The organism is Arthrobacter sp. YN (genome assembly GCF_002224285.1).
In the GTDB taxonomy this organism is placed as follows: Bacteria; Actinomycetota; Actinomycetes; order Actinomycetales; family Micrococcaceae; genus Arthrobacter.
In genome coordinates this window covers 410,853-433,617 of sequence record NZ_CP022436.1, presented here as the reverse complement: position 1 = coordinate 433,617, position 22,765 = coordinate 410,853, and the positions used below count along the sequence as shown (strand labels likewise).

The window sequence follows — 22,765 nt, the reverse complement described above, 5'->3', positions numbered from 1 at the left end:
CTTACCTTTACGGCCTCTGGAGCCCTATGATCTCTACATGGAACTCGGAGCATCGGTGTGGGCGGAGGTGTTGACCGTTGCCGTCGCATGGTTGACGGTGGTCTGCCTGCTGCTGGCCCGCGTGCCCAAACCACCGGGCCTCCTCGATTCGCCGCTGGACATGGATCCGCCCGATGATCCGGAATCGCGCTAGATCTGGCAGTTGGTGCCTGCGGTCCGCACGTGTCAGTTTATGCGGATGGAAAGGGTTTCGTAGACGATGACCGAGCCCTCCGCCGGCGCCCGGCAGGTCAGCTGCCTCTGCGGTGCGTGGCTGGCCCGCAATTCCACCTCGATATGCGCCGGATGGGGCGGCCGGCCAGTGATCTGGATGCGCCAGTGGTCGCCCTCCCGCAAGGTCCCAGTGACCACAAAATCCTGCCGGCCGGCAGGACCGAACTGCCCCAGCACTGCCACCACCGCGGCTTGCTGGGGCGGCAAAAGATCCGTATAGCCACGTAGATACCCGGCGTGGATACGGTCGGCGAAGTGCTCCTCAACGGTGGCCACGGCGGACCCGGCGTCGAGCCCTCCGTAATACACGCCGTCCGGAGCGATCACCACGTTGGCCGCAAACCTGTCACCGCCAACGTGGGAGCACTCCCACACCAACTCCGGCCACCGCTCGCTGAGTGCACGTCCCACGGGGCGACCCCACACTGCGCAGCAGGGGTCGTGCTGACCGTGGGCGCAGACCATGATGACCGGGGGAAAACCGGGCTCCCCGGGAGATGCCAGGGCTGAAACTATCCCGGCGAGGTCCTCATCCCGCTCCCACGTTCCCCAGTGCTGTCGATAGGCGCCGGCGCTTTCATGGCGAAGTACGGCCCATCTGCCCGGACCCGGGCGGCGTCGAGGGCCGGGCCGCCGCACCAGGAGAATCCGCGCATTTGCCGTCCGCGCGGCAGTGATGACGAGCGCTTTGGTCCCCGCCTCCAGATCAAGGGCGTCAAAGCCGTTGGGCGGCCACGCGCCCCGGTACTCAATGAGGACCCAGACGAGGCCGGGTGACGCTGTGCCTGCCATCGAGTCGCCGCGCACCCGGGCAGTTTCCGCGCAGAAGAAGCGTCCCGTTGCGGCCGCCGGGGATGTCATTGTGCGACAGGGACAAGAACTCCTGCGCGCAACAACCTCCCGGCCAGTTCCAGGCCGATGTCCGCCGCGAGGTAATCCCCACCCTCCAGCAGGCGCCGCACGGACGGCAGATCTTCCTCGGGGAAGTCCAGCCAACCGACGCGGGTGGTGAGGCGTGAGCCATCAAACCGTGCTTCCAGGGCCTCCCGAAGACGAACCAGCGACTCTGGCCTGAGTCCGTCAATGGCCGCGAGCTGGGCCACCGGACCAAGCGGAGCCGGACGCCCTTGTCCCCTTCGGGCGCGGTGGAAAAGGGACGTGGTATCGGCTTCAAGGACAGCGGCCGCGAGACGTTCGCGGACTGCAGCCATCTCCTCTTCAGGTCCGTCGACGCCCAATGGCAAGGACCGGCGCATCCCTGGATCGTCACAGAGCGCGGCAAGCGCGGCCTGTGCCAGGTGTTCGGCCAACGCATGGCGGGTCCAGGTGTGGATTCCCAAGGTGAGATGGATGGAGACTTTCCCCTTCGCCTGGGCGGCGTGGAGCCAGCCTCGTGGCAGGTAAAGGACATCGCCCGGCTCGAGGACCGTGTCGATGTACGCCGCGCCTTGAGCGGCCTCTTCGACGGCGGAGCGGCGATCCGTCCAAGGTTGGCTTCGCAGCGGGTCTACGTGGACCGGTTCATGGATGATCCAGCGCTTGGTTCCCTCGATCTGCAGCACGAAGACGTCATGGACGTCGTAGTGGTCATCGAAGCCCCGGTTCTGCGGCGGGGTGATGTACGCGTTTGCCTGCACAGGATGGCCAAGCTCAGTGCTCAGCCGCGAACTGAAACTCGACACAGGCTCCCACGTGCGGTGCAGCGCCTGCAGGACGAGGGTGGCTCCGTCAGCGAATTTGCGCCACAACGCCGTGTCATCAAGTTGGTCGGAGATGGTGGCGCCGACCCCTGCCGGAGACGTGTAGGAGGACTCAGGAAGCGTGGAACCGCCCTTGGCGACGCGCAGGAAAGGCGTCCGCAGCCCGCGCCGGGAAACCAATTCGTCCACTGCGCTGGCTGAGAACACATCGGAGAAGTCGCTGACACCGCGGGTCAGCAGGGCGGTTCTCCCCCAGACGTCACTGGCGAATTTCTCCTGGTCGATGTCGATCAAGCGTGTTTCCAGGACCCCGCCGCCTTTCACGGCGCCGGCGTCCTGGAAATCAGTGCTGGTAGAGCTCAAACCTGGCTGCCCTGTTGTCCGGCACCGCCGTCCGCGCCACCATCGGCACCACCGTCAGCACCGCCGTCGTGCGTGCCGGGGACGCCGTCCGCGCCACCGTCCGCGGGGCCTTCTGCACCACCGTCAGCGCCACCATCGGCACCACCGTCAGCACCGCCGTCGTGCGTGCCGGGGACGCCGTCCGCACCACCGTCCGCGGGGCCTTCTGCGCCGCCGTCGGCACCACCGTCGGCACCGCCGTCGTGCATGCCGGGGACGCCTTCCGCACCACCGTCCGCGAGGCCTTCCTGCTGGCTTGGATCCTGCTCTGGAATAGACATGCTTCCTCCCGGGAATCGGACCGGGCGGTCTTCATCGATACCGCCCGTGATCACCATATCCACACGAATCAGCTGTGGGAACAGCTCGCGCGGTGGGAACTTGCTACAGCCCGGGACGAACCATGCGATGTTCCGGCAGCGAGTACCAGGAGGGATCACATAGTTGCCGCTTGCCGTCCGGGACAAAGCCATTTCGCCGATAGAAGGCCTGGGCGCGCGGGTTGTGGTCCAGGACCCAGAGGTATGCCGGGTCATCGCCGATCAAGGCATCCACCAATGCTTGGCCAACTCCCCGGCCATGAATGCGTTCCAAGGTGTAGAGCATAAAAAGCTCCCGCTCGCAGGGGCTGTCCTCATCCCTGCCCGGGCCTGCGGCGCCGATGCCCACCAGGAGGCCGTCGGGATCGTGGGCCAGCATCCTGGCGTGACCCGCCGCGATGTAGTCCCGGTAGCGCTGGATGCGGTCGGGCAGCGCCGCTTCCTTTTGCTCGAAAAACACCGGGGGCAGCAGGTGCCCGTAGCTTTCGCGCCACGACTGGACATGCATGAGGGCCATCGCTTCGGCGTCGTCCACCGTAGCGGGGCGAAGCGTGAAATCCACTAGCGCACCCGCGCTATCGCGAAACCGTCCCAGCCCTTGCTGCCCACCGTCTGGATGGCAGTGGCGTCCAGGCGCGGATCCTGGCCCATCATGTCCAGCATCTTGACGATTCCGGGCGCGTTGACCTGGTCCCGTTCGGGCTCGAGGATGGCGCCGTCCCAGATGACGTTGTCCACCACGATGACCGTGCCAGGCCGCCCCAGCCGGATAGCCCAGTCGAGGTAATTGGAGTCGTTTTCCTTGTCCGCATCGATGAAGACAAAATCGAACGATTCCTGCCCCGCCAGCGTGGGAAGGGTGTCCAAGGCAGCACCCACCCGGATGTCCACCTTGTGCCCCACCCCGGCAGCATCAAGGTTGGCGCGGGCCACGTCCGCGTGCTTTTGGAGGAATTCGCACGTCACCAGCCGCCCGTCGTCGGGCAGTCCCTGTGCCATCCACATACTGCTGAAACCTGCCAAGGTTCCGATCTCAAGGACCCGCCTGGCCCCCGACATCTGAACCAGCATCCGGAGCAGCTTGCCGGCGTTGGGGGCTACTTCAATCGCCGGCATGCCGGCCTCGACGGCGGACGCCAAGGCCCGCTTGTGGGCAGGATCAGGACGCACGACGACGTCAGTCAGGTAACGCTCGACGTCGACCCAACCGGGCTCGGCCACGTGTTCAATCATGGGCCCCAGTCTGGCACCGACGGCTTCGCTGGGGAAGGATCTAGTCCGTGGCGGAGATCGCCTCTTCGAGTCGTTCCACCTTGCCGGTCAGTTCGCCGCTGTAACCGGGACGGATGTCGGCCTTGATCACCAGGGAGACGCGGCTGCCGTAGCGGCCCACAGCTTCAGTGGCGCGCTTGACGACGTCGAAGACTTCGTCCCATTCGCCTTCAATGGTGGTGAACATGGAGTCCGTCTGGTTGGGCAATCCGGATTCGCGGACGATCTTGACGGCGGCAGCGACGGCGTCGTGCACGGAAGCGTCGGGGGTGGGTCCGCCGTTGGCGGCGGATGCGGGCTGGCCCGAAGGGGCGACTGAGAAAGCAAGCAACATAAAATCCAGTGTTTCACGTACTGGTTTGTCATATAACGGCCTACTCCCGCGTAACAACGGGCCAAGGTCGCTCCGTTGCTACCCTGACAAGCATGGAACAGCCCTCTGAACGCAAGCCCCTCAGGGCAGACGCCGCACGCAATGTGGACAAAATTATCACCGCCGCCCGGCAATGCTTCCGGGAACACGGGCCCGAAGTGCCCCTGCAGACCATTGCCAACACCGCCGGAGTTGGCCCCGCAACACTGTTCCGCAACTTCTCGGACAAAGAGCAACTGGTCCTCGCCGCGTTGTCACGCCAACTGCGCCAGCACGTAGACCCCGTCGCCGCAACTGCCCTGGACGGCATGGACGCCGCAGAAGGACTCATCAACGTCATCGATGCCGTGATGCAGGTAGCCAGCGAAGACGCGAACCTCCTCGACGCCGTCGCAGGCCGCCGCGGACTCCTGATCGGCATCACCCGCGGCATCATCGGCTCCATGGCCACCCTCCTTGAGCGGGGCCAGGGCCAGGGTTCCTTGCGGCGCGACATCACCATCGAGGACATGGTCCGGCTCGTGGCCATGCTGATTGGCGCCGTGGACACCATGGAACCGGGCTCTGCGGCATGGAAGCGTCCTGTGGCCTTGGTCGAGGACGCCATCCGGACCGAGCGCCCGACCCGGCCGCTTCCGGAACAGTCCGGCATCCCCGGCGTGACCCTGACCGAGGCTCTCTAGCCGAGGCCGTCAAACCGCAAATTACCAGCACTTGATGGTGAGTCCTGCCCATCGCGGGACAGCCCGTGGGGCACTAGGCTCGGGCGTATGAATATTCCCCTGAGCTCATACTCATCCAGCGGTTCCGAATCCGCTGCGGCAGCCGGCCTGGTCCTGCTGCTTATGGTCATTTACTTCGCAGTGGTCTTTGCGATCGTCGGAGTGCTCTACATGGGAATGTTCACGAAGGCAGGCCGCCCTGCGTGGGCAGCTTTTGTCCCGATCTACAACAGCATCAAGCTCATGGAGATCGCCGGGCGCCCGTGGTACTGGTTCCTGCTGACCCTGATCCCGTTCGCAGGAATCTACTTCAGCATCGTGGCCCTCCACGACCTCTCCAAGTCATTCGGCAAAGATGCCGGCTACACCGTGGGACTGGTCCTCTTGCCCGTGGTCTTCGTGCCGATGCTCTCCTACGGTTCCGCTCCCTACCTGGGTCCGGCGGCTGGGCGGCAATTCGTGGCCTACCCGCAGGGTTATGCGCAGCCTTACCAGCAGGGCTATGCGCAGCCTTACCAGCAGGGCTATGCGCAGCCCGGCCAACAGCCGCCGGTGCAGCAGCCCAATGGCCAGCAGTACCGCTAGCCCCAGCCGAGCAGCCTGAGGAGTGCCGCGGCCGCGGCGCCGGAAATCACCACCACCAGGAACGGTGCCCGAAGCCACAGGGCGACGGCGGCGGCCGCCAAGGCGCCGATGCGGGCGTCAAGGACCAGTCCCTGGCCGGAGGCAACAGCGTTGACCACCGTCAGGGAGGCCAGCAGGCCAATGGTCATGGTGCCGGCCACGTGCATGATCCGTGGGCTCTCCAGCAGCTTGGCCGGGACGAAGTAGCCCACCAGCTTGGTGAGGTATGCCAGCGCACAGGCAATCAGGATCCATAGCCACAGATTCACTTCGTGCCGCCGTTTCCAGGGTTCTCATGCCGGTGTTTCTCCGCATAGGGATCCACGTCCGGCTCCAGTCCTTCGTCCAGGCGTGCGTGGCTGAACCACCCGATGACACCTGCCACCACGGCCGCCACCAGGATGGGAACGCCCGAGGGAACGAAGGGCACGGCCAGAATGGTGGCCAGTGCGCAGGCAGCGGCGATGGCCCAGGGCTCGCGGCCCTTCAAACGTGGCCACAGGAGGGCCAGGAATGCAGCAACCGCGGCCCCGTCCAGACCCCATTGTTTGGGGTCGCCCATCGCGTCCCCAGCCAGGGCCCCGATGGCAGTAAAGATATTCCAAAGAATGAATATACCGATTCCGGCGGTCCAGAACCCCCGGCGCTGCTCGTCGGGATCGGACTGGCCCGACGCCGTCGCTGTCGATTCGTCGATGGTGATGTGCGCCGAAACATAACGCTTCCATCCGCCCGGACGGAGCATCGCGTTGATCTGCATGCCGTAGATGCCGTTGCGTAACCCCAGCAAGGCACTGGCCGTCATGGCCGCCACTCCGGAGCCACCACCTGCCACAACACCAATGAAGGCGAACTGCGATCCGCCACTGAACAGCAACAGGCTTAACACCATGGTCTGCCAGAAATCGAACCCGGACGCCACGGAGAGGGCTCCAAAGGACACTCCATAGAGGCCCGTGGCGATACTCAGGGACACAGCGACCTTGAAAGCCGGCGACTCCCTCAGCTTCACGGGAGCAGCACTGCCGCTCATTTCCGCAAGCTCCACGACCATAGGATCAGCGGAATCTGCAGGGGCAGGCGGACAGTATGGATGCGGCGATCGGCTGCCGTGCCGCTGGGACCATAAGCACGGCGAAGTGCATCTATATGCCCGGCAAGGAATGCAGCGAACATTGCCGTGGTGGCATCCGCGGCAACCTTTCGCGTGGCAGGGATCAGAAGCCCGACGGCGGCAGCCGCCTCGATCAGCCCGGACGAGGCGACCCATTCCTCGCGGGACATGACTGCCAGCGGTCCATTCGGGCGGCCAGCCGGCTCGTCGATGCGGCAGAGGTAGTCCGGCACCACCGGGTAGTAGAACTTAGGCGTGCGAAAGTGCTTGGCGGCGCTGGCCAGGAGCAGTGCGCTCAAAGCTACTGCGGACGTGGTTCGGGTTGCTTGTGCTGACCAGCGAAATGACATGAGACCACTCAATCACAAGCGGGGTGGCCGCCAAAGTCAGCTTGACACCATCAACTGCTTGAGGACCTGCGCCGGCTTGTTGGTGGTGATCTCATGGATTCCAAGTCCCTGGCACAGGGCCACGTCCTTTTCCGAATCCACAGTCCACACGCGGAATATACGCCCGGCTTCCAACCAGCGCTGCACGTTGCGCGCATGCTCCCTGATGTAGTCAATACCCGGGCCGGCAATTGATGCTTCGCCTGCGTCCAGAACACGTTCTGCTTCCAGCTGCGTGGCACGCATGACGTTGGCTACCGCACCGCCGGTCAGGAAGCCCAGCCCGAGTTCCTGCCGGAGCTCCTTCACCGTGAAGTCGTCCACCAATTGGCACACGTGCTCTTTTGGCACGCTCTGCAGCAAGCGCTGGACGGAATCGGTATCGAAGCTCATGAAGGAGACTTGGATGTTCTCCAGCCGGGACTCCTCCGGCGTCCAGCCTTCTTCTTCCAGCAAGGCCAACACCCCGTCCTCCAGCTTGAGCCGGTAAGGACTGGGATGCTTGAGCTCAATCGCCAAACCAATCTCGCGGCCGGCCCCGCGCAGGATGTCCAGCAATTCCGGCAAGGTCAGGAACTGATCGGCTACTCCCCCGTAAGCCTCGGGAATGCGTGCGCCCTTCCATGACGAGAAGTCCAGGGAGCGGAGCTCCTCCAACGTGTGCTCCGCCACCGGCCCCGTGCCGGTGGACGTCCGGTCCAGGTTGGCGTCGTGCAGCAACACCACGTGCTGGTCCCGCGTCAGGTGGACATCGCACTCCACACCGTCGGCGCCGTCGGCGATTGCCTGCAGATAAGCCGCCCTGGTGTGCTCGGCGAAGGCTGCACTCGCGCCGCGATGGGCGTAGACCTTGGGCCGGCCCGGGGCGAAGTCGTCGCTAGTCATGCAGACACGGTAGCCCACCTCCGTGCATCTGCGGGGGATACGCTGGGCTCATGCAGGTGAACTCTGAACAAATCCCAACTGAAGACGTCACCAACCCCAATCCGTTGCCCCACCGGCCGGATTCCACAGGTTCCACTCGCGCCGGTTCCGCTCGCGCACGGCGCGGCGCCGCCGTCGACCTTTCAGCAGGTGACATGGAAAAAGCGGCCGCACTGCTCCGTATGAAACGGTTGGCGCTGGCGCTGCTGATCGCCATGGCGGTGATCTTCACCGTGGCGTTCGCGTTCCAGAAGCAGTATCCGTGGCTGGAATACGTTCGGGCGGCCGCCGAAGGTGGAATGGTGGGCGCGTTGGCCGACTGGTTCGCGGTGACTGCGCTGTTCAAGTACCCCATGGGCCTGAAAATCCCCCACACGGCCATCATTCCGCGCCGCAAGGACCAGATCGGCGAATCACTCAGCGACTTCGTGGAGAGCAACTTCCTCTCCCAGGAAGTCGTGCAGGACAAGCTGGCCAGCATGGATATTGCCCGCAAGGCCGGCACGTGGTTGTCTGCGCCGGGCGGAGCCGAACGCGTGGCGAAGGAAGGCGGCGCGATCATCCGTGGCGCCTTCACCGTCCTGAACGACGACGACGTACAGGCAGTCATCGAGGGAATGGTCCGTAAGCACCTGCTCACCCCGCCATGGGGACCGCCCGTGGGACGGATGGCTGAACGGATCTTCGCCGACGGCCACCACCACACCCTTGTTGACCTCTTGGTTGACCGCGCCGCCGACTGGGTGGATGCGAACCACGCCACGGTCAACCGACTGGTCTCGGATCGCTCGCCCCTCTGGGTGCCCACGTTCGTGGACGGCCTGGTGAGCGACAGGGTGTACGTGGAGCTCTCCAAATTTGTCCGCGCTGTTCAGTCTGACCAGAACCACCAAGTGCGCCAGTCGATCGACGCCTACCTCAAGGATCTGGCCCAGGACCTTCAGCATGATCCCGCCATGATCGAGCGCGCAGAGTCCATCAAAGCCCAGATCCTCGGCGACCCCGAGGTCCGCGAACTGGCGTCCCGCACGTGGGGAACCGTGAAGACTGCGTTGCTCAACGCCGTCGACGATCCGCACAGTGAACTGAGCCAGCGCTTCAAGGGCGCCGTCCGCGATTTCGGTACACGGCTGGTCAACGACGACGAATTGGCCGGCAAGGTCAACGCCTGGATCGGAGACGCGGCGGGTTACCTGGTGAACACGTACCGCTCGGACATCGCAGGCGTCATCTCTGACACCGTGGCGCGTTGGGATGCTGAGGAAACGTCCCAGAAGATCGAGCTGCAAGTGGGCAAGGACCTCCAGTACATCCGCATCAACGGCACCGTGGTGGGTGCCTTGGCCGGGCTCGCGATCTTTACGGTGGCGCACCTGCTGTTCGGCTAGTCACCGGCGGCGCTCTGGAGCTATCCCGTGGGCCTTGGTACCTTCAACGCATGCCGATCAAACTTGAAAACGTTGGTATCGCTGTCCGGGATCTTGAAGAAACCATCGCCTTCTTCACGGATCTCGGCCTCACCGTGCTGGGCCGTGACACGGTCAGCGGTGAGTGGGCCGATACGGCAGTTGGGCTGGACGGCAACCACGCAAAGATTGCGGTGCTCCAGACTCCGGATGGCAACGGCCAACTGGAGCTTTTCGAATACCTCCACCCTGACGCGATCGAGACAAACCCCACCCTTCCCAACGAGATCGGCATGCACCGGGTTGCTTTCTCGGTGGACGATATCGATCAAGCCTTGGAGATCGCCGCCAAGCACGGATGCCACCCCCTGCGCGGCGTTGCTACCTATGGTGACGCCTACAAGCTCACCTACCTCCGCGGGCCCAGCGGGATCCTGGTCATGCTGGCGCAGAAACTCTAAAGGGAGGCACTTCCATGCTGACTCGCGTCGCGGAGGGCGTTCTGGTTCACGAGAGCGAATTCATCCAGAGCAACTGCACGGTGGTGCAGGGTCGGGACGGTGTCCTGCTGATCGATCCCGGCATTACGGTCAACGAAATGGCCGCCATCGCGGACGACCTCCGCGAGTTGGGCCAGCCTGTGGTGGCGGGATTCTCCACCCACCCAGATTGGGATCACGTGCTCTGGCACCCGGACTTCGGCAACCCGCCCCGCTACGGCACGGCGCGCTGCGCGGCCTCCATCCAGTCGGTCCTGGCCGCTGCTGACTGGAAGGAACAGGTAGCCGAAGGGTTGCCTCCGGAGCATGCCGAGGAGATCCCGATGGAGCTGCTCGGCCTCATTTCGGGGCTGCCTGCCGACACTGTAAGGATCCCGTGGGAAGGACCCACCGTCCGCATTCTGGAGCATCAAGCCCACGCCCCTGGCCACGCAGCGCTCCTGATCGAGGGGACCGGTGTCCTGGTAGCCGGCGACATGCTGTCCGACATCCTGATGCCGTTCCTCGACCTCGAGGCAGCAGATCCCCTCAATGACTACCTTCAAGCGTTGCGGCTCTTCGATTCCGTGGCCGGCGATGTTGTTGCCGTCGTCCCGGGCCACGGCTCAGTGGGCCAGGCTGGGCAGTTGCGGGAACGCATTGCTCTGGATCGCGCCTACGTGCAGGCGCTGAAAGATGACCGTGAGGCCGAAGACCCGAGGGTTGGCCCGTCCGCTCCGTTGGAGTGGCTGGCCGACGTCCATGGGTGGCAGGTGCAGCGACTGGCCGAAAAACGGCGGGGCTGAGATTCTCATGAAATGCCGTTCTTGAGAAAATCGACCCCGCTTTTTCTCAGCCGAGCAAGTGCACCATCTGCCCTGGCCTTGCTTGGCCGATCAGGTCCAGGTCTTCGTCGCGCACCACGGCAATCACCGGCGATTTGGCCGCTGCCGGACGACCGGCCAACGCAATGACGGGAAGGCCCGACGGCGGCAGCACCACTGCGCCCAAGGCCAGCGGTTGAGGATGGGCTGCTTGGGTTTCGGCAGCTTGAGGCGTTTGTCCAACCTCAAGCGGCCGACCCAGCAATCGCGCACCCACGCGGTCCGATTTCGGCGAGAGAGTCCACGGTTCCGTGGTCAACCGAAGCCACGTGCCGGCGTCGATATTCCGGGCCTGCGGGTCGTCCGGCCCCTCTGGCATACGTGAAACCCTGGCAACTACCGGTCTCTCGGGATCCAGTGCCCGCCGGGCGGGGTGGGTGACCTCAGGGACACCTTGGCCGTGTGGCTTTCCGAACGTTACGGACGCACCGGTGGACAGCGCTTCGCCGGGCGGCGCCGACACACCACCTTGGACCCCTACGTAATAACGGATCCCAAACAACGCCGGGCCGAAGTCCAACACTGCTCCGGGAGCTACCCTGACCGCTTTGTTCAGCGGAAATTCTGAGCCGTTGAGCGTCACCACACCCTCGGCGCCGGTGACAGCCACAGCCGAACCGGTCACGAATCTCAGCTTCAGGCCGCCCACCAGCACCTCGAGTCCAGCCGCATGTTCAGGATTTCCCAGCAAGGCGTTGGCCAGGTGCAGGGACCTCCGATCCAGGGCTTGATCGGGCTTGAGGGCAAGCGTCAGCGTTCCGGGGACCACCACCACTGCACTCATCCGGCAAACTCCTCCTTCACGAACCAGCAGAACGTGGCCTACGCAGCATCAGGTCTACGCGAACGCCTCAATCTGCACTCCGGCCTGCTCAAGACCTTCCCGGACAGCAGCGGCCATGGTGACAGCCCCCGGCGTGTCTCCGTGAATGCACAAGGAATCAGCCACTACAGGGACGACAGTTCCGTCGATGGCCAGGATTTCCTTGCGCGTTGCCAGCCTCACGGCCTGAGCCACCACAGCAGCGGGGTCATGCAGCACTGCGCCGTCCTGGGTACGGGGTACAAGTGTGCCGTCCGGAAGGTAGGCACGGTCCACGAACGCCTCGCGGAATACTGGATGACCGGATTCTTCTGCGAGCTTCAGCCATTCGGAGCCCGGCAAGCCAAGCACGGGCAGCCCGGGATCGTAGGCGTGGACGGCCGCGACTACGGCCTCGGCCTGCTCGGCATCACGGACAATCCGGTTGTAGAGCGCGCCATGCGGCTTCACGTAATCCACCGACGCTCCCACAGCGTGGGCCATCCCATCGAGGGCGCCGAGTTGATACAGAACGTCGCCGAAGAGTTCGTCGAAGGTCATGTCCAGGGAACGCCGGCCGAAGCCCGCCAAGTCCCGGTAGCCCACATGCGCTCCTACGCGGACATCCAGTTCAAACGCCGCCCGGCAGCTGTCCAACATGGTGAGGGGATCACCGGCGTGGAAGCCACAGGCCACGTTGGCACTGCTCACGATACGGAACATCGTGGCGTCGTCACCCATGGACCAGGAGCCGAAAGACTCCCCGAGATCAGCGTTCAGGTCCACTGTTACCGCCTTCCAGCGTGAGGGTTTCGGCCGCTTCGGGAACGACGGCATTCTTTGGTGCATTGGGGAGCAGCTCACCCGGGACGGTGTCCGGCAGCGGACCGAAGGCTTCCTTCGCGGTGGAAACCACGGCGCGGCCCATCATGAGGTTGCCGGCACCACCCACCACTGCGCCCACGCCGAACGGCAAAGCACGGCCCAGGAACGCGGTCCCTTGGCGCTTCACAAGGTTTTTGAGGAAGGCCCGCTGGATGGAGTCGCGGATGACACCAAAGCCGCTTCCCGGAATCTTCTTGGTAAGGGTCCTGCCCCATGCGTTGGTGACGCCCTTGCCGCGGCCGAGCGACTGGCCACTCAGCGCCCCGAGCATGGACGTTCCTTCCTCGCCCAGCATGATGGCCATGACCATGGTTTGTGCACGCACGGGATCAGTGAGCCGGATGCCGTGGAGCTCCGCCAAGGACGATGCATAGAGCGCTGTGGTCTCCAGGAAGCCCACGGTGGCGAGCGCGGAAAGTCCCAGGGACGCTGCGGTTCCGATGCCAGGAACGACGGCCGTTGCACCCACCGCTGCACCTCCACCGGAGATGGCGAGCAAGTAGTGGCGCTCAAGTTTCGCTGCGAGCTGGGCCGGGGTGTCATTCGGGTGTCTGCGCTGCAGCCTGCGCAGGTTGGCCAGCACCAAGGGGCGCTGGACTTCGACGGCCTTCAGCAGGACATTATGGACGCCGGGCTTGGTGTTGCCTTCCTGATCGAAGACTGCGTTATGGGCTGTCTCTTGGGCGATTTTCACCGCCGGGTTGGGTCGCTTGGGCATCTTCACCTCTCCTTGGCAGCTGGGTCGTCATACTGGGAACTGCTGGATTCAGCCTATGCCACACCCCTGACCTGCGAGACCTCCCCGGGGCGCTATGTGGATACTATTCCGCGCACAGCGGACGTCCCAGCAGAGCTGCCACGGCGTAGACTGAGGGCACTCACGGAAGCAGTCCACCCAGGGCAGGAAGTATCCGTTATGAACGCCTCGGAAAAGAACGAACACGTCATCCGACACCACACCGACGCCCCGGCGGAGGGTGAAACGGAAGGCTGGATTTCGCACGATACCGGCATCCACAGCCAGGATCCGGCGGAAGGCCCGGACATCGACGACGACGACGCACCGCCGTCGGGCGCTTCATAACCCAGGTTCCTACCGCACGCGCCATCGGCAGGCGCGCCTTCCACAGCGCCAACTCCCAGGTCTAGGCTGGTGAAATGGCTGCGTTAAGAGCGCTGCGTCCGTTTGCGCACCGGGAATTCCGGGTGCTGATTTCCGCGCTGTCCATTTCCATTTTTGGATCGGGCATGTGGGCAGTGGCGATGGTCTATGAAGTGATCCACCTCGGCGGCGGCCCGTTGGAACTGTCACTGGTGGCCACTGCTGCCAGCCTGGGCCTGGTGGGTTTCGTGCTGGCCGGAGGCATTGCGGCCGACAGACTCCCTCAACGGCTCCTGATCATTGCGGTGGAAGGCGCCAACCTGGCAGTCATCGCGACCATCACGGCGCTGGCCATGCTTGACGTCCTTCAGCTGTGGCACTTGGCCATCGGTGCTTTCGTCCTGGGGGTGGGGCAGGCGTTCTTCTTCCCTGCGTACTCGGCAATCCTGCCGCGTATCCTGCCTGCCGACGACCTCCTGGCCGCCAATGGATTGGAGGGCACCGTGCGGCCGGTCCTGCAACAGGCAGCGGGCCCGGCACTTGCCGGAATCCTGGTGGCAGCACTGTCACCGGCACACGCTGTGGCGGGTGTTGCCGTATGTCATTTGCTGGCATTCGGAATCGTGAACTTCCTGAGCCGGCAAACTCTGGGGGTGGACGCGGTTGGTACCGATGGGACACCAGCGAAGTCGTCCCTCTTCAAGGACCTCGCGGAAGGGTTCAGCTACACCATCCGCACCCCTTGGCTGCTGTGGACCCTGATCTGGGCCTGCCTGTCCGTGCTGTTCCTCATCGGGCCCATCGAGGTCCTGCTGCCGTTCGTGGTCCAGGACCAACTGGGCGGCGACTCGAGGATGTTCGGGTTCCTGCTGGCCATCATGGGCGTAGGAAGCGCCATCGCCGCCCTGGCAACGGCATCCCTTCGTCTCCCCCGCCGCTACCTCACAGTCATGGTGCTGACGTGGGGCCTCGGCAGCCTGCCCGTGGCGGCCATTGGATTCATGAACAGCTTTTGGATGCTCGGCGCTGCCATGCTGATCTTCGGAGTCACCGAGGGGATCGGCACCGTCATCTGGGGAACGTTGCTGCAGCGGCGCGTGCCACGGCATCTGCTGGGCCGGATTTCCAGCCTTGACTTCTTTGTTTCCTTGGCCCTGATGCCCGTCTCCATGGCCCTCGCCGGCCCCATCGCGGAGGTGGTTCCGATCTGGCTGATCTTTTTCGTCGGCGGGTTGGCGTGCCCCATCATGGCTTTTGTTGCCCTCTTCGTGGCACGCATGATGACGGATGAGATCCAGAATCCCTTGACCTCGGGTGCCTCCGATGCTGAGACTGCAGACACTCAGCCCGACGCTGTGTAGCGTGGGCACCACCCCAGGAAGGACACACCATGGCCGCAGGTACCAAAGACGATCCGTGGCAGCTCACCACTCCGCCGGGATCCTCCGACTACACCATGTATAAGGACGAGGCCGCTGATCCCCCGACTCTGGTTTGCCGCGTGGGATCCACCACGTTGCTCTACCAACTCCGCGGAATCGAGGACCTCCACGCCTGGCTGCTGGAGCAAGGCGATTGGGTACCTCTTGGCGCCGCCGACGAGGGCAAAGACGCCGCTCCTGGAACCGTCGAAGCGTGGGGCCGGAGCGCCGACAATCCCGTGGGTGGCTGGTACGGACTTCGCAAGGGCTACCGTGGCCGGTTCGGAATGTACATGCCTCCTCTGCTGGAGGCCCTCGGTTTGGCTGAACTGACGCATGAGAAGCGGAACAACAGCATGCGGGCCACTGGAACGTAGCGTGCCCAGTGCGCCCCACCCCACGCCACCGCTGCTGTACTAGCTGTACTAGCTGTACTAGGGGACAATCGTGGATTTTTCGTCCGGTACGTGCGCTTGTGAAGCGAAGATGTTCAGACCGAGGACGCGGGAGAGATACGCAGTGGCCTGCTGGCCGCGCACGCTGTTTCCCGCGGTGTCCAGCCGTGGCGAGAAGGCTCCAATTCCGGCCTTACCGGGTGAGACCGTCAGCAGGCCACCGGACACCCCTGACTTGCCGGGGAGTCCGATTTCGAACAACCACTCCCCTGACCGCTCGTACAGTCCATTGGCTGCAAGAACCGCCAAGGTATCCCGGCATACGTCCGCCGAGACTACGCGTTTGCCCGTCACCGGGTTGACCCCGCCGTCTGCAAGTGTGGCGCCCATGATGGCGAGATCGCGGGCACTGACCAGCAGGGAGCACTGCCTGGTGTAGACATCCACCACGTCCAATGGATCACGCCCCATCCTGCCGTAGCTCTCCAGGAGGCGGGCAATGGCACTGTTGCGGGTGTTCGTGGCGGCCTCGGACGCGTAGACCTCTTCATCCAGCACCAGGTCGCCGCCCGCGAAAGCGGACAACCCCGAATGGATGGCGGCCCACTGCTCATCCGGCGTCCTGCCGGGCATCAGCGCGGTGGTGGCCAAGGCCCCGGCGTTGACCATGGGGTTCATGGGATGACCATTGTTGAGTTCGATCGCCATCACCGAGTTGAACGCCAAACCGGTGTTGTTCACCCCCACCAGCTCAGCTACGGCAGCGTGCCCGAACGCTTCACACACCAGTGCGTAGACGAACGCTTTGGAGATGGACTGGATGGAGAACTTCACATCAGAGTCACCGGCCACATGCACTCCGCCGTCCACCTCAACCACGCAGACACCGAAAAGCTCCGGATCGGTCTGGGCAAGGGCAGGAATGTAGTCCGCCACCGCGCCTTCGCTGCATGCACGGTTCCGCTCATGCGACGCGGCCACCAGCGAATCAACTTGCTGCCAACCGGGCAAAGTTCCCGTAGAAACGGCCTGTTCCACACCCTCACCACGTAAATCCAACACGGTTCCCCCCAAATATCCGTTGATGACTCTTTGTCGCTGGGGGCTACTTGCCGGCAGCGAGTGTGCCGAGCTGATCCCCGCCTTGGCCGAAAACAGCCAGTTTTCCGTCTTCCTGGATCTTGGCGGTGGCAGCGTTCGAGAGCCACGTGTCAACGCCTTGGCATGCCATCCGAGTAGACGAGAAACCTCCGAACGATACGGTTTTTCCGTCCTCTTTCCAGGAGCCGACGAGCCTGTTGCAGCCATCCGTTCCGGTGGCACTGCCGTCGGACTTCATGTCAAGGGATGGTTGTTTGGCGTCGCTGGCATCACCCCAGATTCCGACGAACGGGCTGGTGCCGCTTCCCGCGCAGCCCGCCAGGAAGGCAGAAGCTACGAATGCCAGGGAAACAACGCGGACAGTGCGGGTCTGGGTCTGCGCCATGCGGTCAGTCTAGGTTCACCGCAGGACCATGCACCATAGTCCGGACCCGCTGACAGTGGGCTTCCGGTGCGCTCACCATGCTGCTGTTCACCGGATCGTGCGGCCGGTCGCGACTCAGACGACCGACCGCACTAGCCCGGTTTACGCAGCGACGGCGCCCCGGGCGGGCCCCAGAACCCGCCACACCCATCGCTGCCAACTCCGTCGGTGAACCGCAACGCAGCCGAAAAGGGCAACGGCGCAGTCCGCGGTTCAACGACATGGGCACTCAATATGTGCGTTGACCTGCGGAAACGTGACGCGGCGTTTGGAGAAATATTTGGCCTTGATGATTCCGGCCGCCACAACAGCATTTGCAGGACTGAGCCCCGTCGCTTCCACCTGCACGGTTTAATGGGCTCCATGAGCACCGTAGATCCGATCGCCGCCAGGAAACTCCGCGCCAACAAACGCCCTGGTCCGGTCCGCCTTGCGCTGCCGCTGGGCTTCCAGTTCATCGGCGGACTCGCAGCAGGCTACGGCTGGCCTCATCTGGCAGTACTGGAAGACGTCGAGCCTCCGGCCCTCGCCATGACCGCCATCATTGCGAGCATCCCCCTCCTCGTCCTGAGCTCCATCGCGTGGACTGCGGTGGCCATCAGGAGCAGCAATCTCGGGCTGACACTGGGCGGAACCCTGGCATGGCTTGGTGCCACGCTTGGTGTGGGAGCCGCCGCGGTCCAACTGAACTATCCGCCGATACTCACGTGGGTGGCCGCCGGGTGCCTGGCCATCTTCCTGTTCCTCGGCAGCCTGGGAATCATCGGCGCAAGGGCCCGCAGGAGCGCCGCCCGACGGGAGGCGGAAGTAATGAGCACTGGCACCATGACGTCCGCCAGAGTCACCGACAAGGGCTACCTCTCGTTCAGCGACAGCTCGAAGATCCTCACCACTGTCACGTTTACGTTCCATGACCTGAGCGGGGTCCAACGCTGGGTCCAAAGGGCACTGCTGATCACAGCCGCAGAGCCTGTAGTGGACGGCCAGGACACCACCCTCTGGTACGACCCCATGGATCCGGGTAACGACAAGAAGATCGTCGTAAAACTGGCCAAGGACATGCCTTTGCGCCAACCCTGAACAACACCGCCTCCTGAAATCGCATCACATTTCCGGTGACCCGCCCACATATCAGTAGACGGAAAAACACCCAACGGATGCGCCCAGGAGCACGATGTGAAGTCACCAAACGGAATGGCCATGACGGCCTCCCTTGCGTTTACCGACGCACCGGATATCCACCTCTTGTTCATGGCGGGATTGGTCTTCCTGGCCGGCGTGGCCGGGGTGGGCGCGGTGACCCTCCTGCTGTTGTTGGCACCTTTCGCCGCGCTGCTGATGGCCCGGCCACGGACGAAAAAGACGCTCGAAAATACCACCGCGCCTGCTGCTCCCGGCTCCATCCCCTTCCAACGCAAGAGGCCCGACGGCGGTGCGGGGCGCCTGCCGCCGCCGCGTACCCGGAGCGACGAAGCCGCTTAGACTCAGCCGCCGGCGTCGTGGCTTTTCTCCTTGTGACTCCCACGCGGTTTCACATGTCTGCCCAGCAACAGCACGGCAGCGTTGGCCGCGACGATCAATCCAATGCCGGCCCATTGACCCACGGCAAGTTCCTCGTGCAGGGCGACGGCTCCGATCAACGCAGCAAACACGGGGTTGATGCTCATGAGCACGCCGAACAGATGGGCAGGAACCCTCCGCAGAGCGATCAGGTCTGCCACGTATGGGAGCACGGACGCCAGAATCCCGGCACCCACTGCGCACAGGACCGAAAACCCGTCTACAGGCTGACTCATGAAAATCACGACGGCGACGGGCAGGAACAGCGTGGCGGACACCCCTGTTGCGGCCGCCGTCCCTTGAATGCCCTGAACGCGTCGGCCGACGGTCCGGTTGAGGAGAATGTAGGCCGCCCAGCTGCAGGCAGCAATGAGACCAAGCCCAATGCCCGTGAAGTCCATGGATGCCTGGGGTTGCGTTATGGCGATGACGCCCGCAGCTGCCGCCACTGCGCAGAGGGCACTGCCTTTCCGTCGCGAGCTGGTCAGCGCCACGGCAAGCGGCCCCAGGAACTCCAGCGTCACCGCCAAGCCGAGGCCAATCCTTTGAATGGACGCGTACAGGCCAAGATTCATGGCCCCGAAGGACACAGCGAGAAGGAGAATGGGCCACCACTGGGACCACCCCAGTTCGCGCAGCCGGGGCCGGACCAGCGGCAACAGCACTATGGCCGCTACCAGTTGTCGAACCGCCACCACGCCAACCGGGCCCATGACAGGGAAGGCGAGGGAGCCAGTTGCGGCACCCAGCTGATTGGACAGTGCACTGGCGACGAGGGTGGCCGCTCCACCGGCTCTCCTGGACGGCTGCGGGCTGGCTGCACTCACTCCCATGGTCTCGATCATGGGGAAATTCTGCGCTTCGGCCGTTCATCCCCTAAATGCATGGATGCCACTATTTATACGCTGAGTGCATGAATAGGATGGGCACATGGACGTTGAGCTGAGGCAGCTTCGCTGCTTGGTGGCAGTGGTGGACGAAGGCACCTTCACCGATGCCGCCATAGAGTTGCGCATGTCCCAAGCAGCGGTGTCACGCAACATCGCAGGGTTGGAACAGACCTTGGGTATCAGGCTCGTGGAACGAACCACCAGGAGCGCCCGCCTCACCACCGCCGGCGAGCGCGCTGTGGCCAAGGCACGGCGGATCCTAGCCCTCCTGGCAGATCTGGAACGCGACGCCGGAACAGGCACGGGAAAGGTCCGGATCGGCTACGCTTGGTCGGCTTTGGGCGAGCACACCACCGAATTCCAGCGGCGATGGGCTGTCGCCTTCCCCTCCACCGAGCTCCAACTGGTCCGGTCCAACACACCTACCGCCGGCCTCGCTGACGGAAGCACCGACCTTGCCATCCTCCGCCGCCTATCTGAAGCGGCCGCCGTCGAGCATGTCCGGATCAGTGCCGAAAAACGCTACTGCGCCATGGCGTCGGATGATGTGTTGGCGCCGAAGAGGTCGGTGACACTGGCACAGATCGCGCAAAAGCCCGTGGCAATGGATCTGCGGACGGGAAGCACCACGCTGGAGCTTTGGCCTGAGGATGCCGGGCCGCCAGAAGTTGTCCCCACCCAGGACGTTGACGACTGGTTGACGCTCATCGGCAGCGGTAAAGCCCGAGGCATCACCGCGGAATCCACCGCACACCAATATCGGCGACGGGGCGTCACCTACCGCCCCGTCCGGGACGCACCACCGGTTCCTGTGTACGCGGCGTGGTCCAGGAAGGATCCGCCCCGCGGGCGGGAGCAGATTGTGGAGCTGCTGATGGGGTTGTACGGCTAATGCAGTCCACCAAACACGCTTCAGTCCTCGAACCGCAAGTGGTTTTCGGTGCTGCCACTTAAGTGCGCGATGATGTCCGATGCGACGGCATGCAGTTTCTGGTTCCTGTGGCTGGAAGCTTTGGTCAGGAACTCGAAGGCTTCGTCCTGGGTGCAACGGCTCTGGGCCATGATGACGCCACATGCCAGGTCAATGACAGTTCTGGAAGACATTGCTGTTTTCAGGTCCGCGTTGAGTTGCTCCACGGTTTCGATCCGGATGGCAAGACGCAAGGTACTGCCGGTGACCTCCGTAAAAGCGGCAGCTTCGTCGATCACAGCTTGCGTGAAAGTGCCGGCATTGGGGGCAAAGAAGTTGATGACCGCCTGGGATGTTTCGCCGAGGTCCATGGGCACGCCCAAGGCGGAGTGAATACCCTCAGCAGCCAAGGCCCGGCTGTACTCCGGCCAGCTGGTGTCGGTGGCAACGTCTGCCAGCAGGACCGGATGGCCCGCATCCAGCGCTTCCAGGCAAGGGCCCTGCCCAAGAGCCTGTTCGATCTTGTCCAGATGGACCGCCCTCGCACTGCTGCCCGCAACGGTGGCGGTGCGCTTGCGGCGGCGCAGCGTGAGTGCACAGTCGATATTTTCACCAGCCACTTTGCTCATCGCATCGGACGCGAATCCGGTCACACCGTTGAGGATGGCATGGATATCCGAGCTGCCGACCACCAACTCGTGCAGGCTTCGGATGTGTTCGGCACTCCCATTGGGTTCCATAGGCCTAATCGTAGGAAGTGTTGGGCCTCCCGTCACGTGCTTCCGGTAACTAGTAGACGGAGCCCATCAGGAGCTCTGGCAGTCTCACGCCGGCGGCGGAGCGGCGAGGATTTCATCCAGGGCGGAGTTACAAGATAGCCCACAAGGGACTCCATGTGGCCGTTACCGCAGCCCCGCCGAGTGCGCCAAGGCAATTGCCTCAGCCCTGGAACGCACGTCGAGTTTCCGGAAGAGATTTCGGATGTGGAACTTCACTGTGTTTTCACTGATGTGCAGGGCACCGGCGATGCTCCGGTTCCGCTGCCCAGCGGTGAGCAGTTGCAGGACCTCCAGCTCGCGGGGTGCCAGATCCCAGACGGCCACGTCACTGCCGGGTGCCGGCGGTGGATCCAGCGGCAGCACCACGGAAATGTCCGCGCCCCAGCCTTGCATCACTTCAAGGGCCATCCGCCCGTCAACGGCCTGCACCCGCTGTTGCAGCCGGGCGATGCTGGGCGAATCCGGTGAGAGTGCGCCCAGCCCGTCGTCGCGCACGTTGATCAACAGGTTCTCGCCATCGCAATCCCACTGCGCACGGACCCTCCGGACATCCGGTTGCTCCGCGATGGCCAGGACCAGCCCGCGGACAACGGCACGCGCGGCATGGGCCACTTCGCCTGGGAGTGCACGCCCGTTGGCGGGCGGTTCGATGAACTGGATGTCGATATTGCTGAAGTGCATCAGGGGCCGGAGGTCCTCGCGCAGCCGTTCGAAAGCCGTCACTACCGGTTCCTCCACCAGGTCGCTGGTGCGGTCGCTGAGGGTTCGCAGATCCACCAGGGCTTTGACGGCGAGGTCGGTCACGGTGGCGCGCGCCGCGGCGTCGTTCATTGACGTCGACCGCAGGGCCGCGAGCAGGGTTTCGAGCGTGGTGGAGTGCTGGTCTACCAACTCGGCGGTCACACGGATCCGCTCAGCGGATGCGGCCCGCGATTCCAAAAGGTACGACGGCGGCGCGTCGGTTACTTTCTCCTGGATGCGTCGGGCAGTTAATCGCCAAAGGTAGGTCAGAAGCCGGAGAGCCTCCTCTAGTGCTTCCGATCCTGCCGGTCCTTCCAGCCCCGCAGTCACGGCAGTCACGGACGGGTCTGTCAAGACCAGCAGCGCTTGGCTGGGCGCGTAGCCCAGGGCGAGTACCTCCCGCTCCTCACCGGCGATGACCGCAGAAGTCCGCCACGGATCCTCCCCCGGCATCGCCGACCTTAGCCGGTCCAATTCTGCGATGGAAACACGGCTGACGACGCCTTCATCGCCCGCCTTTTTCTGGGGCCGGCCGGTGCAGTCCTCGGTGAAGATGACCAAGGCGCTGCTTGCCAGGAACGGGAGCGTGGCCTGACGGAGGCTTTCTGCGATGCGGTTCAGAGGCGCGGCAGCGAGGTCGCTGACGGAGTGAAGTAGGTCCCAGTTCTGCATCGGCCCAGCATACGTGCCAGTGACGGGCGGGCACTACCCAAAGGGGTAGTAAAAGCCGTCCCAAAACAGCGTTACCCCCACCCGTGAAGTGCACCAAGCTGGAAGGGAAGACATTCACGGCAACTGAAGGAGAAAGTGTGGACGCTGTCGAAGAAAAGGCCGCCCTGAGCCAAGCACCGGCCCAGGCCGCCCTCAACCTGT

General features: G+C 63.9%; 30 protein-coding genes. 12 read left to right on the top strand and 18 right to left on the bottom strand.

Going from position 1 to position 22,765, the window contains the following annotated elements; translation table 11 throughout:
* Nucleotides 1–37 precede the first annotated feature (37 nt).
* Entirely contained in the window at nucleotides 38–193 is a 156-nt protein-coding gene (locus tag CGK93_RS23745; protein WP_198318330.1) for a hypothetical protein, read from the top strand.
* A 32-nt stretch (nucleotides 194–225) separates the two neighbouring features.
* Here CGK93_RS23745 and CGK93_RS02085 read toward each other — a convergent pair whose 3' ends face one another.
* The 6 genes from CGK93_RS02085 to CGK93_RS02060 all read right to left on the bottom strand — a co-directional run bounded on the left by CGK93_RS02085 (nucleotide 226) and on the right by CGK93_RS02060 (nucleotide 4,301).
* The gene (locus tag CGK93_RS02085) at nucleotides 226–1,134 is read right to left on the bottom strand and encodes a sucrase ferredoxin (protein ID WP_332460070.1); all 909 of its coding nucleotides are present in this window, start codon (nucleotides 1,132–1,134) and stop codon (nucleotides 226–228) included.
* Nucleotides 1,131–2,336 carry a cupin domain-containing protein gene (locus tag CGK93_RS02080; protein ID WP_442857008.1) on the bottom strand — a complete coding sequence of 402 codons (1,206 nt, stop codon included), beginning with the start codon at nucleotides 2,334–2,336 and terminating at the stop codon, nucleotides 1,131–1,133. The genes CGK93_RS02085 and CGK93_RS02080 overlap by 4 nt, the downstream gene beginning before the upstream one ends.
* The gene (locus CGK93_RS02075) at nucleotides 2,333–2,656 is read right to left on the bottom strand and encodes a BatC protein (RefSeq protein ID WP_089597112.1); all 324 of its coding nucleotides are present in this window, start codon (nucleotides 2,654–2,656) and stop codon (nucleotides 2,333–2,335) included. The genes CGK93_RS02080 and CGK93_RS02075 overlap by 4 nt, the downstream gene beginning before the upstream one ends.
* Nucleotides 2,657–2,759: 103 nt before the next feature.
* Nucleotides 2,760–3,257, bottom strand: coding sequence for a GNAT family N-acetyltransferase (locus CGK93_RS02070; RefSeq protein WP_089593389.1), 498 nt, complete (start codon nucleotides 3,255–3,257; stop codon nucleotides 2,760–2,762).
* Complete coding sequence (locus CGK93_RS02065; RefSeq protein WP_089593388.1) at nucleotides 3,257–3,928, bottom strand: O-methyltransferase; 672 nt, start codon at nucleotides 3,926–3,928, stop codon at nucleotides 3,257–3,259. The genes CGK93_RS02070 and CGK93_RS02065 overlap by 1 nt, the downstream gene beginning before the upstream one ends.
* A 40-nt stretch (nucleotides 3,929–3,968) precedes the next feature.
* Complete coding sequence (locus CGK93_RS02060) at nucleotides 3,969–4,301, bottom strand: thiamine-binding protein (RefSeq protein WP_089593387.1); 333 nt, start codon at nucleotides 4,299–4,301, stop codon at nucleotides 3,969–3,971.
* Between the two features lie 92 nt (nucleotides 4,302–4,393).
* On the opposite strand from CGK93_RS02060, the gene CGK93_RS02055 reads away from it, so the two are divergent.
* A complete protein-coding gene (locus tag CGK93_RS02055) occupies nucleotides 4,394–5,023 on the top strand; it encodes a TetR/AcrR family transcriptional regulator (protein WP_089593386.1) in 630 nt (209 codons plus the stop codon).
* Nucleotides 5,024–5,110: 87 nt separating this feature from the next.
* Complete coding sequence (locus CGK93_RS02050) at nucleotides 5,111–5,647, top strand: DUF5684 domain-containing protein (protein ID WP_198318329.1); 537 nt, start codon at nucleotides 5,111–5,113, stop codon at nucleotides 5,645–5,647.
* On the opposite strand, the gene CGK93_RS02045 is transcribed toward CGK93_RS02050, so the two are convergent.
* The 4 genes from CGK93_RS02045 to CGK93_RS02030 are packed head-to-tail and all read right to left on the bottom strand — an operon-like array spanning nucleotide 5,644 to nucleotide 8,074.
* A complete protein-coding gene (locus tag CGK93_RS02045; RefSeq protein ID WP_089593385.1) occupies nucleotides 5,644–5,955 on the bottom strand; it encodes an AzlD domain-containing protein in 312 nt (103 codons plus the stop codon). The two genes, CGK93_RS02050 and CGK93_RS02045, sit on opposite strands and share 4 nt — an antisense overlap.
* A complete protein-coding gene (locus CGK93_RS02040) occupies nucleotides 5,952–6,719 on the bottom strand; it encodes an AzlC family ABC transporter permease (protein ID WP_089593384.1) in 768 nt (255 codons plus the stop codon). Before CGK93_RS02040 ends, CGK93_RS02045 begins: the two co-directional genes overlap by 4 nt.
* On the bottom strand, nucleotides 6,716–7,150 hold the full coding sequence (locus tag CGK93_RS02035; protein ID WP_089593383.1) for a DoxX family protein: 435 nt from the start codon (nucleotides 7,148–7,150) through the stop codon (nucleotides 6,716–6,718). The genes CGK93_RS02040 and CGK93_RS02035 overlap by 4 nt, the downstream gene beginning before the upstream one ends.
* Nucleotides 7,151–7,186: 36 nt before the next feature.
* Complete coding sequence (locus tag CGK93_RS02030) at nucleotides 7,187–8,074, bottom strand: glycerophosphodiester phosphodiesterase (protein ID WP_089593382.1); 888 nt, start codon at nucleotides 8,072–8,074, stop codon at nucleotides 7,187–7,189.
* A gap of 50 nt (nucleotides 8,075–8,124) precedes the next feature.
* Between CGK93_RS02030 and CGK93_RS02025 the strand changes: the two genes are divergently transcribed.
* The 3 genes from CGK93_RS02025 to CGK93_RS02015 are packed head-to-tail and all read left to right on the top strand — an operon-like array spanning nucleotide 8,125 to nucleotide 10,804.
* Nucleotides 8,125–9,501, top strand: coding sequence for a DUF445 domain-containing protein (locus CGK93_RS02025; RefSeq protein ID WP_089593381.1), 1,377 nt, complete (start codon nucleotides 8,125–8,127; stop codon nucleotides 9,499–9,501).
* A 50-nt stretch (nucleotides 9,502–9,551) separates the two neighbouring features.
* A complete protein-coding gene (locus tag CGK93_RS02020) occupies nucleotides 9,552–9,980 on the top strand; it encodes a VOC family protein (protein WP_089593380.1) in 429 nt (142 codons plus the stop codon).
* A 14-nt stretch (nucleotides 9,981–9,994) separates the two neighbouring features.
* A complete protein-coding gene (locus CGK93_RS02015) occupies nucleotides 9,995–10,804 on the top strand; it encodes an MBL fold metallo-hydrolase (RefSeq protein ID WP_089593379.1) in 810 nt (269 codons plus the stop codon).
* Nucleotides 10,805–10,850: 46 nt separating this feature from the next.
* Here CGK93_RS02015 and CGK93_RS02010 read toward each other — a convergent pair whose 3' ends face one another.
* Genes CGK93_RS02010 through CGK93_RS02000 form a run of 3 tightly spaced genes read right to left on the bottom strand, consistent with a single transcriptional unit; the run spans nucleotide 10,851 to nucleotide 13,287 of the window.
* Nucleotides 10,851–11,666 (bottom strand): biotin-dependent carboxyltransferase family protein, encoded by an 816-nt coding sequence (locus CGK93_RS02010; RefSeq protein WP_089593378.1) that lies wholly within the window; start codon nucleotides 11,664–11,666, stop codon nucleotides 10,851–10,853.
* A 54-nt stretch (nucleotides 11,667–11,720) separates the two neighbouring features.
* The gene (locus tag CGK93_RS02005) at nucleotides 11,721–12,470 is read right to left on the bottom strand and encodes a LamB/YcsF family protein (protein ID WP_089593377.1); all 750 of its coding nucleotides are present in this window, start codon (nucleotides 12,468–12,470) and stop codon (nucleotides 11,721–11,723) included.
* Nucleotides 12,454–13,287 (bottom strand): hypothetical protein, encoded by an 834-nt coding sequence (locus CGK93_RS02000; protein ID WP_089593376.1) that lies wholly within the window; start codon nucleotides 13,285–13,287, stop codon nucleotides 12,454–12,456. Before CGK93_RS02000 ends, CGK93_RS02005 begins: the two co-directional genes overlap by 17 nt.
* 198 nt (nucleotides 13,288–13,485) lie before the next feature.
* Here CGK93_RS02000 and CGK93_RS23740 point away from each other — a divergent pair, with 198 nt between their 5' ends.
* The 3 genes from CGK93_RS23740 (at nucleotide 13,486) to CGK93_RS01990 (ending at nucleotide 15,469) form a co-directional block, all read left to right on the top strand.
* Nucleotides 13,486–13,653, top strand: a complete 168-nt coding sequence (locus CGK93_RS23740) for a hypothetical protein (RefSeq protein ID WP_198318328.1) — start codon at nucleotides 13,486–13,488, stop codon at nucleotides 13,651–13,653.
* A 74-nt stretch (nucleotides 13,654–13,727) separates the two neighbouring features.
* Entirely contained in the window at nucleotides 13,728–15,032 is a 1,305-nt protein-coding gene (locus tag CGK93_RS01995) for an MFS transporter (protein WP_089593375.1), read from the top strand.
* Nucleotides 15,033–15,061: 29 nt separating this feature from the next.
* Nucleotides 15,062–15,469: a DUF6855 family protein gene (locus tag CGK93_RS01990; RefSeq protein WP_089593374.1), complete on the top strand. Its 408-nt coding sequence runs from the start codon at nucleotides 15,062–15,064 to the stop codon at nucleotides 15,467–15,469.
* Nucleotides 15,470–15,526: 57 nt separating this feature from the next.
* Here CGK93_RS01990 and glsA read toward each other — a convergent pair whose 3' ends face one another.
* Both glsA and CGK93_RS01980 read right to left on the bottom strand, forming a co-directional pair.
* Nucleotides 15,527–16,549: a glutaminase A gene (gene glsA / locus CGK93_RS01985; protein ID WP_089593373.1), complete on the bottom strand. Its 1,023-nt coding sequence runs from the start codon at nucleotides 16,547–16,549 to the stop codon at nucleotides 15,527–15,529.
* 43 nt (nucleotides 16,550–16,592) lie between these two features.
* A complete protein-coding gene (locus tag CGK93_RS01980; protein ID WP_089593372.1) occupies nucleotides 16,593–16,973 on the bottom strand; it encodes an META domain-containing protein in 381 nt (126 codons plus the stop codon).
* Between the two features lie 402 nt (nucleotides 16,974–17,375).
* Here CGK93_RS01980 and CGK93_RS01975 point away from each other — a divergent pair, with 402 nt between their 5' ends.
* Both CGK93_RS01975 and CGK93_RS01970 read left to right on the top strand, forming a co-directional pair.
* Nucleotides 17,376–18,092, top strand: coding sequence for a hypothetical protein (locus CGK93_RS01975; RefSeq protein WP_157731569.1), 717 nt, complete (start codon nucleotides 17,376–17,378; stop codon nucleotides 18,090–18,092).
* A 96-nt stretch (nucleotides 18,093–18,188) separates the two neighbouring features.
* Complete coding sequence (locus CGK93_RS01970) at nucleotides 18,189–18,494, top strand: hypothetical protein (RefSeq protein ID WP_157731567.1); 306 nt, start codon at nucleotides 18,189–18,191, stop codon at nucleotides 18,492–18,494.
* Between the two features lie 2 nt (nucleotides 18,495–18,496).
* On the opposite strand, the gene CGK93_RS01965 is transcribed toward CGK93_RS01970, so the two are convergent.
* On the bottom strand, nucleotides 18,497–19,417 hold the full coding sequence (locus CGK93_RS01965) for an EamA family transporter (RefSeq protein ID WP_232481516.1): 921 nt from the start codon (nucleotides 19,415–19,417) through the stop codon (nucleotides 18,497–18,499).
* A gap of 85 nt (nucleotides 19,418–19,502) precedes the next feature.
* On the opposite strand from CGK93_RS01965, the gene CGK93_RS01960 reads away from it, so the two are divergent.
* A complete protein-coding gene (locus CGK93_RS01960) occupies nucleotides 19,503–20,354 on the top strand; it encodes a LysR family transcriptional regulator (RefSeq protein ID WP_089593369.1) in 852 nt (283 codons plus the stop codon).
* A gap of 20 nt (nucleotides 20,355–20,374) precedes the next feature.
* Here CGK93_RS01960 and CGK93_RS01955 read toward each other — a convergent pair whose 3' ends face one another.
* Entirely contained in the window at nucleotides 20,375–21,112 is a 738-nt protein-coding gene (locus CGK93_RS01955; protein WP_089593368.1) for a GAF and ANTAR domain-containing protein, read from the bottom strand.
* A 162-nt stretch (nucleotides 21,113–21,274) separates the two neighbouring features.
* A complete protein-coding gene (locus tag CGK93_RS01950) occupies nucleotides 21,275–22,564 on the bottom strand; it encodes a helix-turn-helix transcriptional regulator (protein WP_089593367.1) in 1,290 nt (429 codons plus the stop codon).
* Nucleotides 22,565–22,765 lie beyond the last annotated feature (201 nt).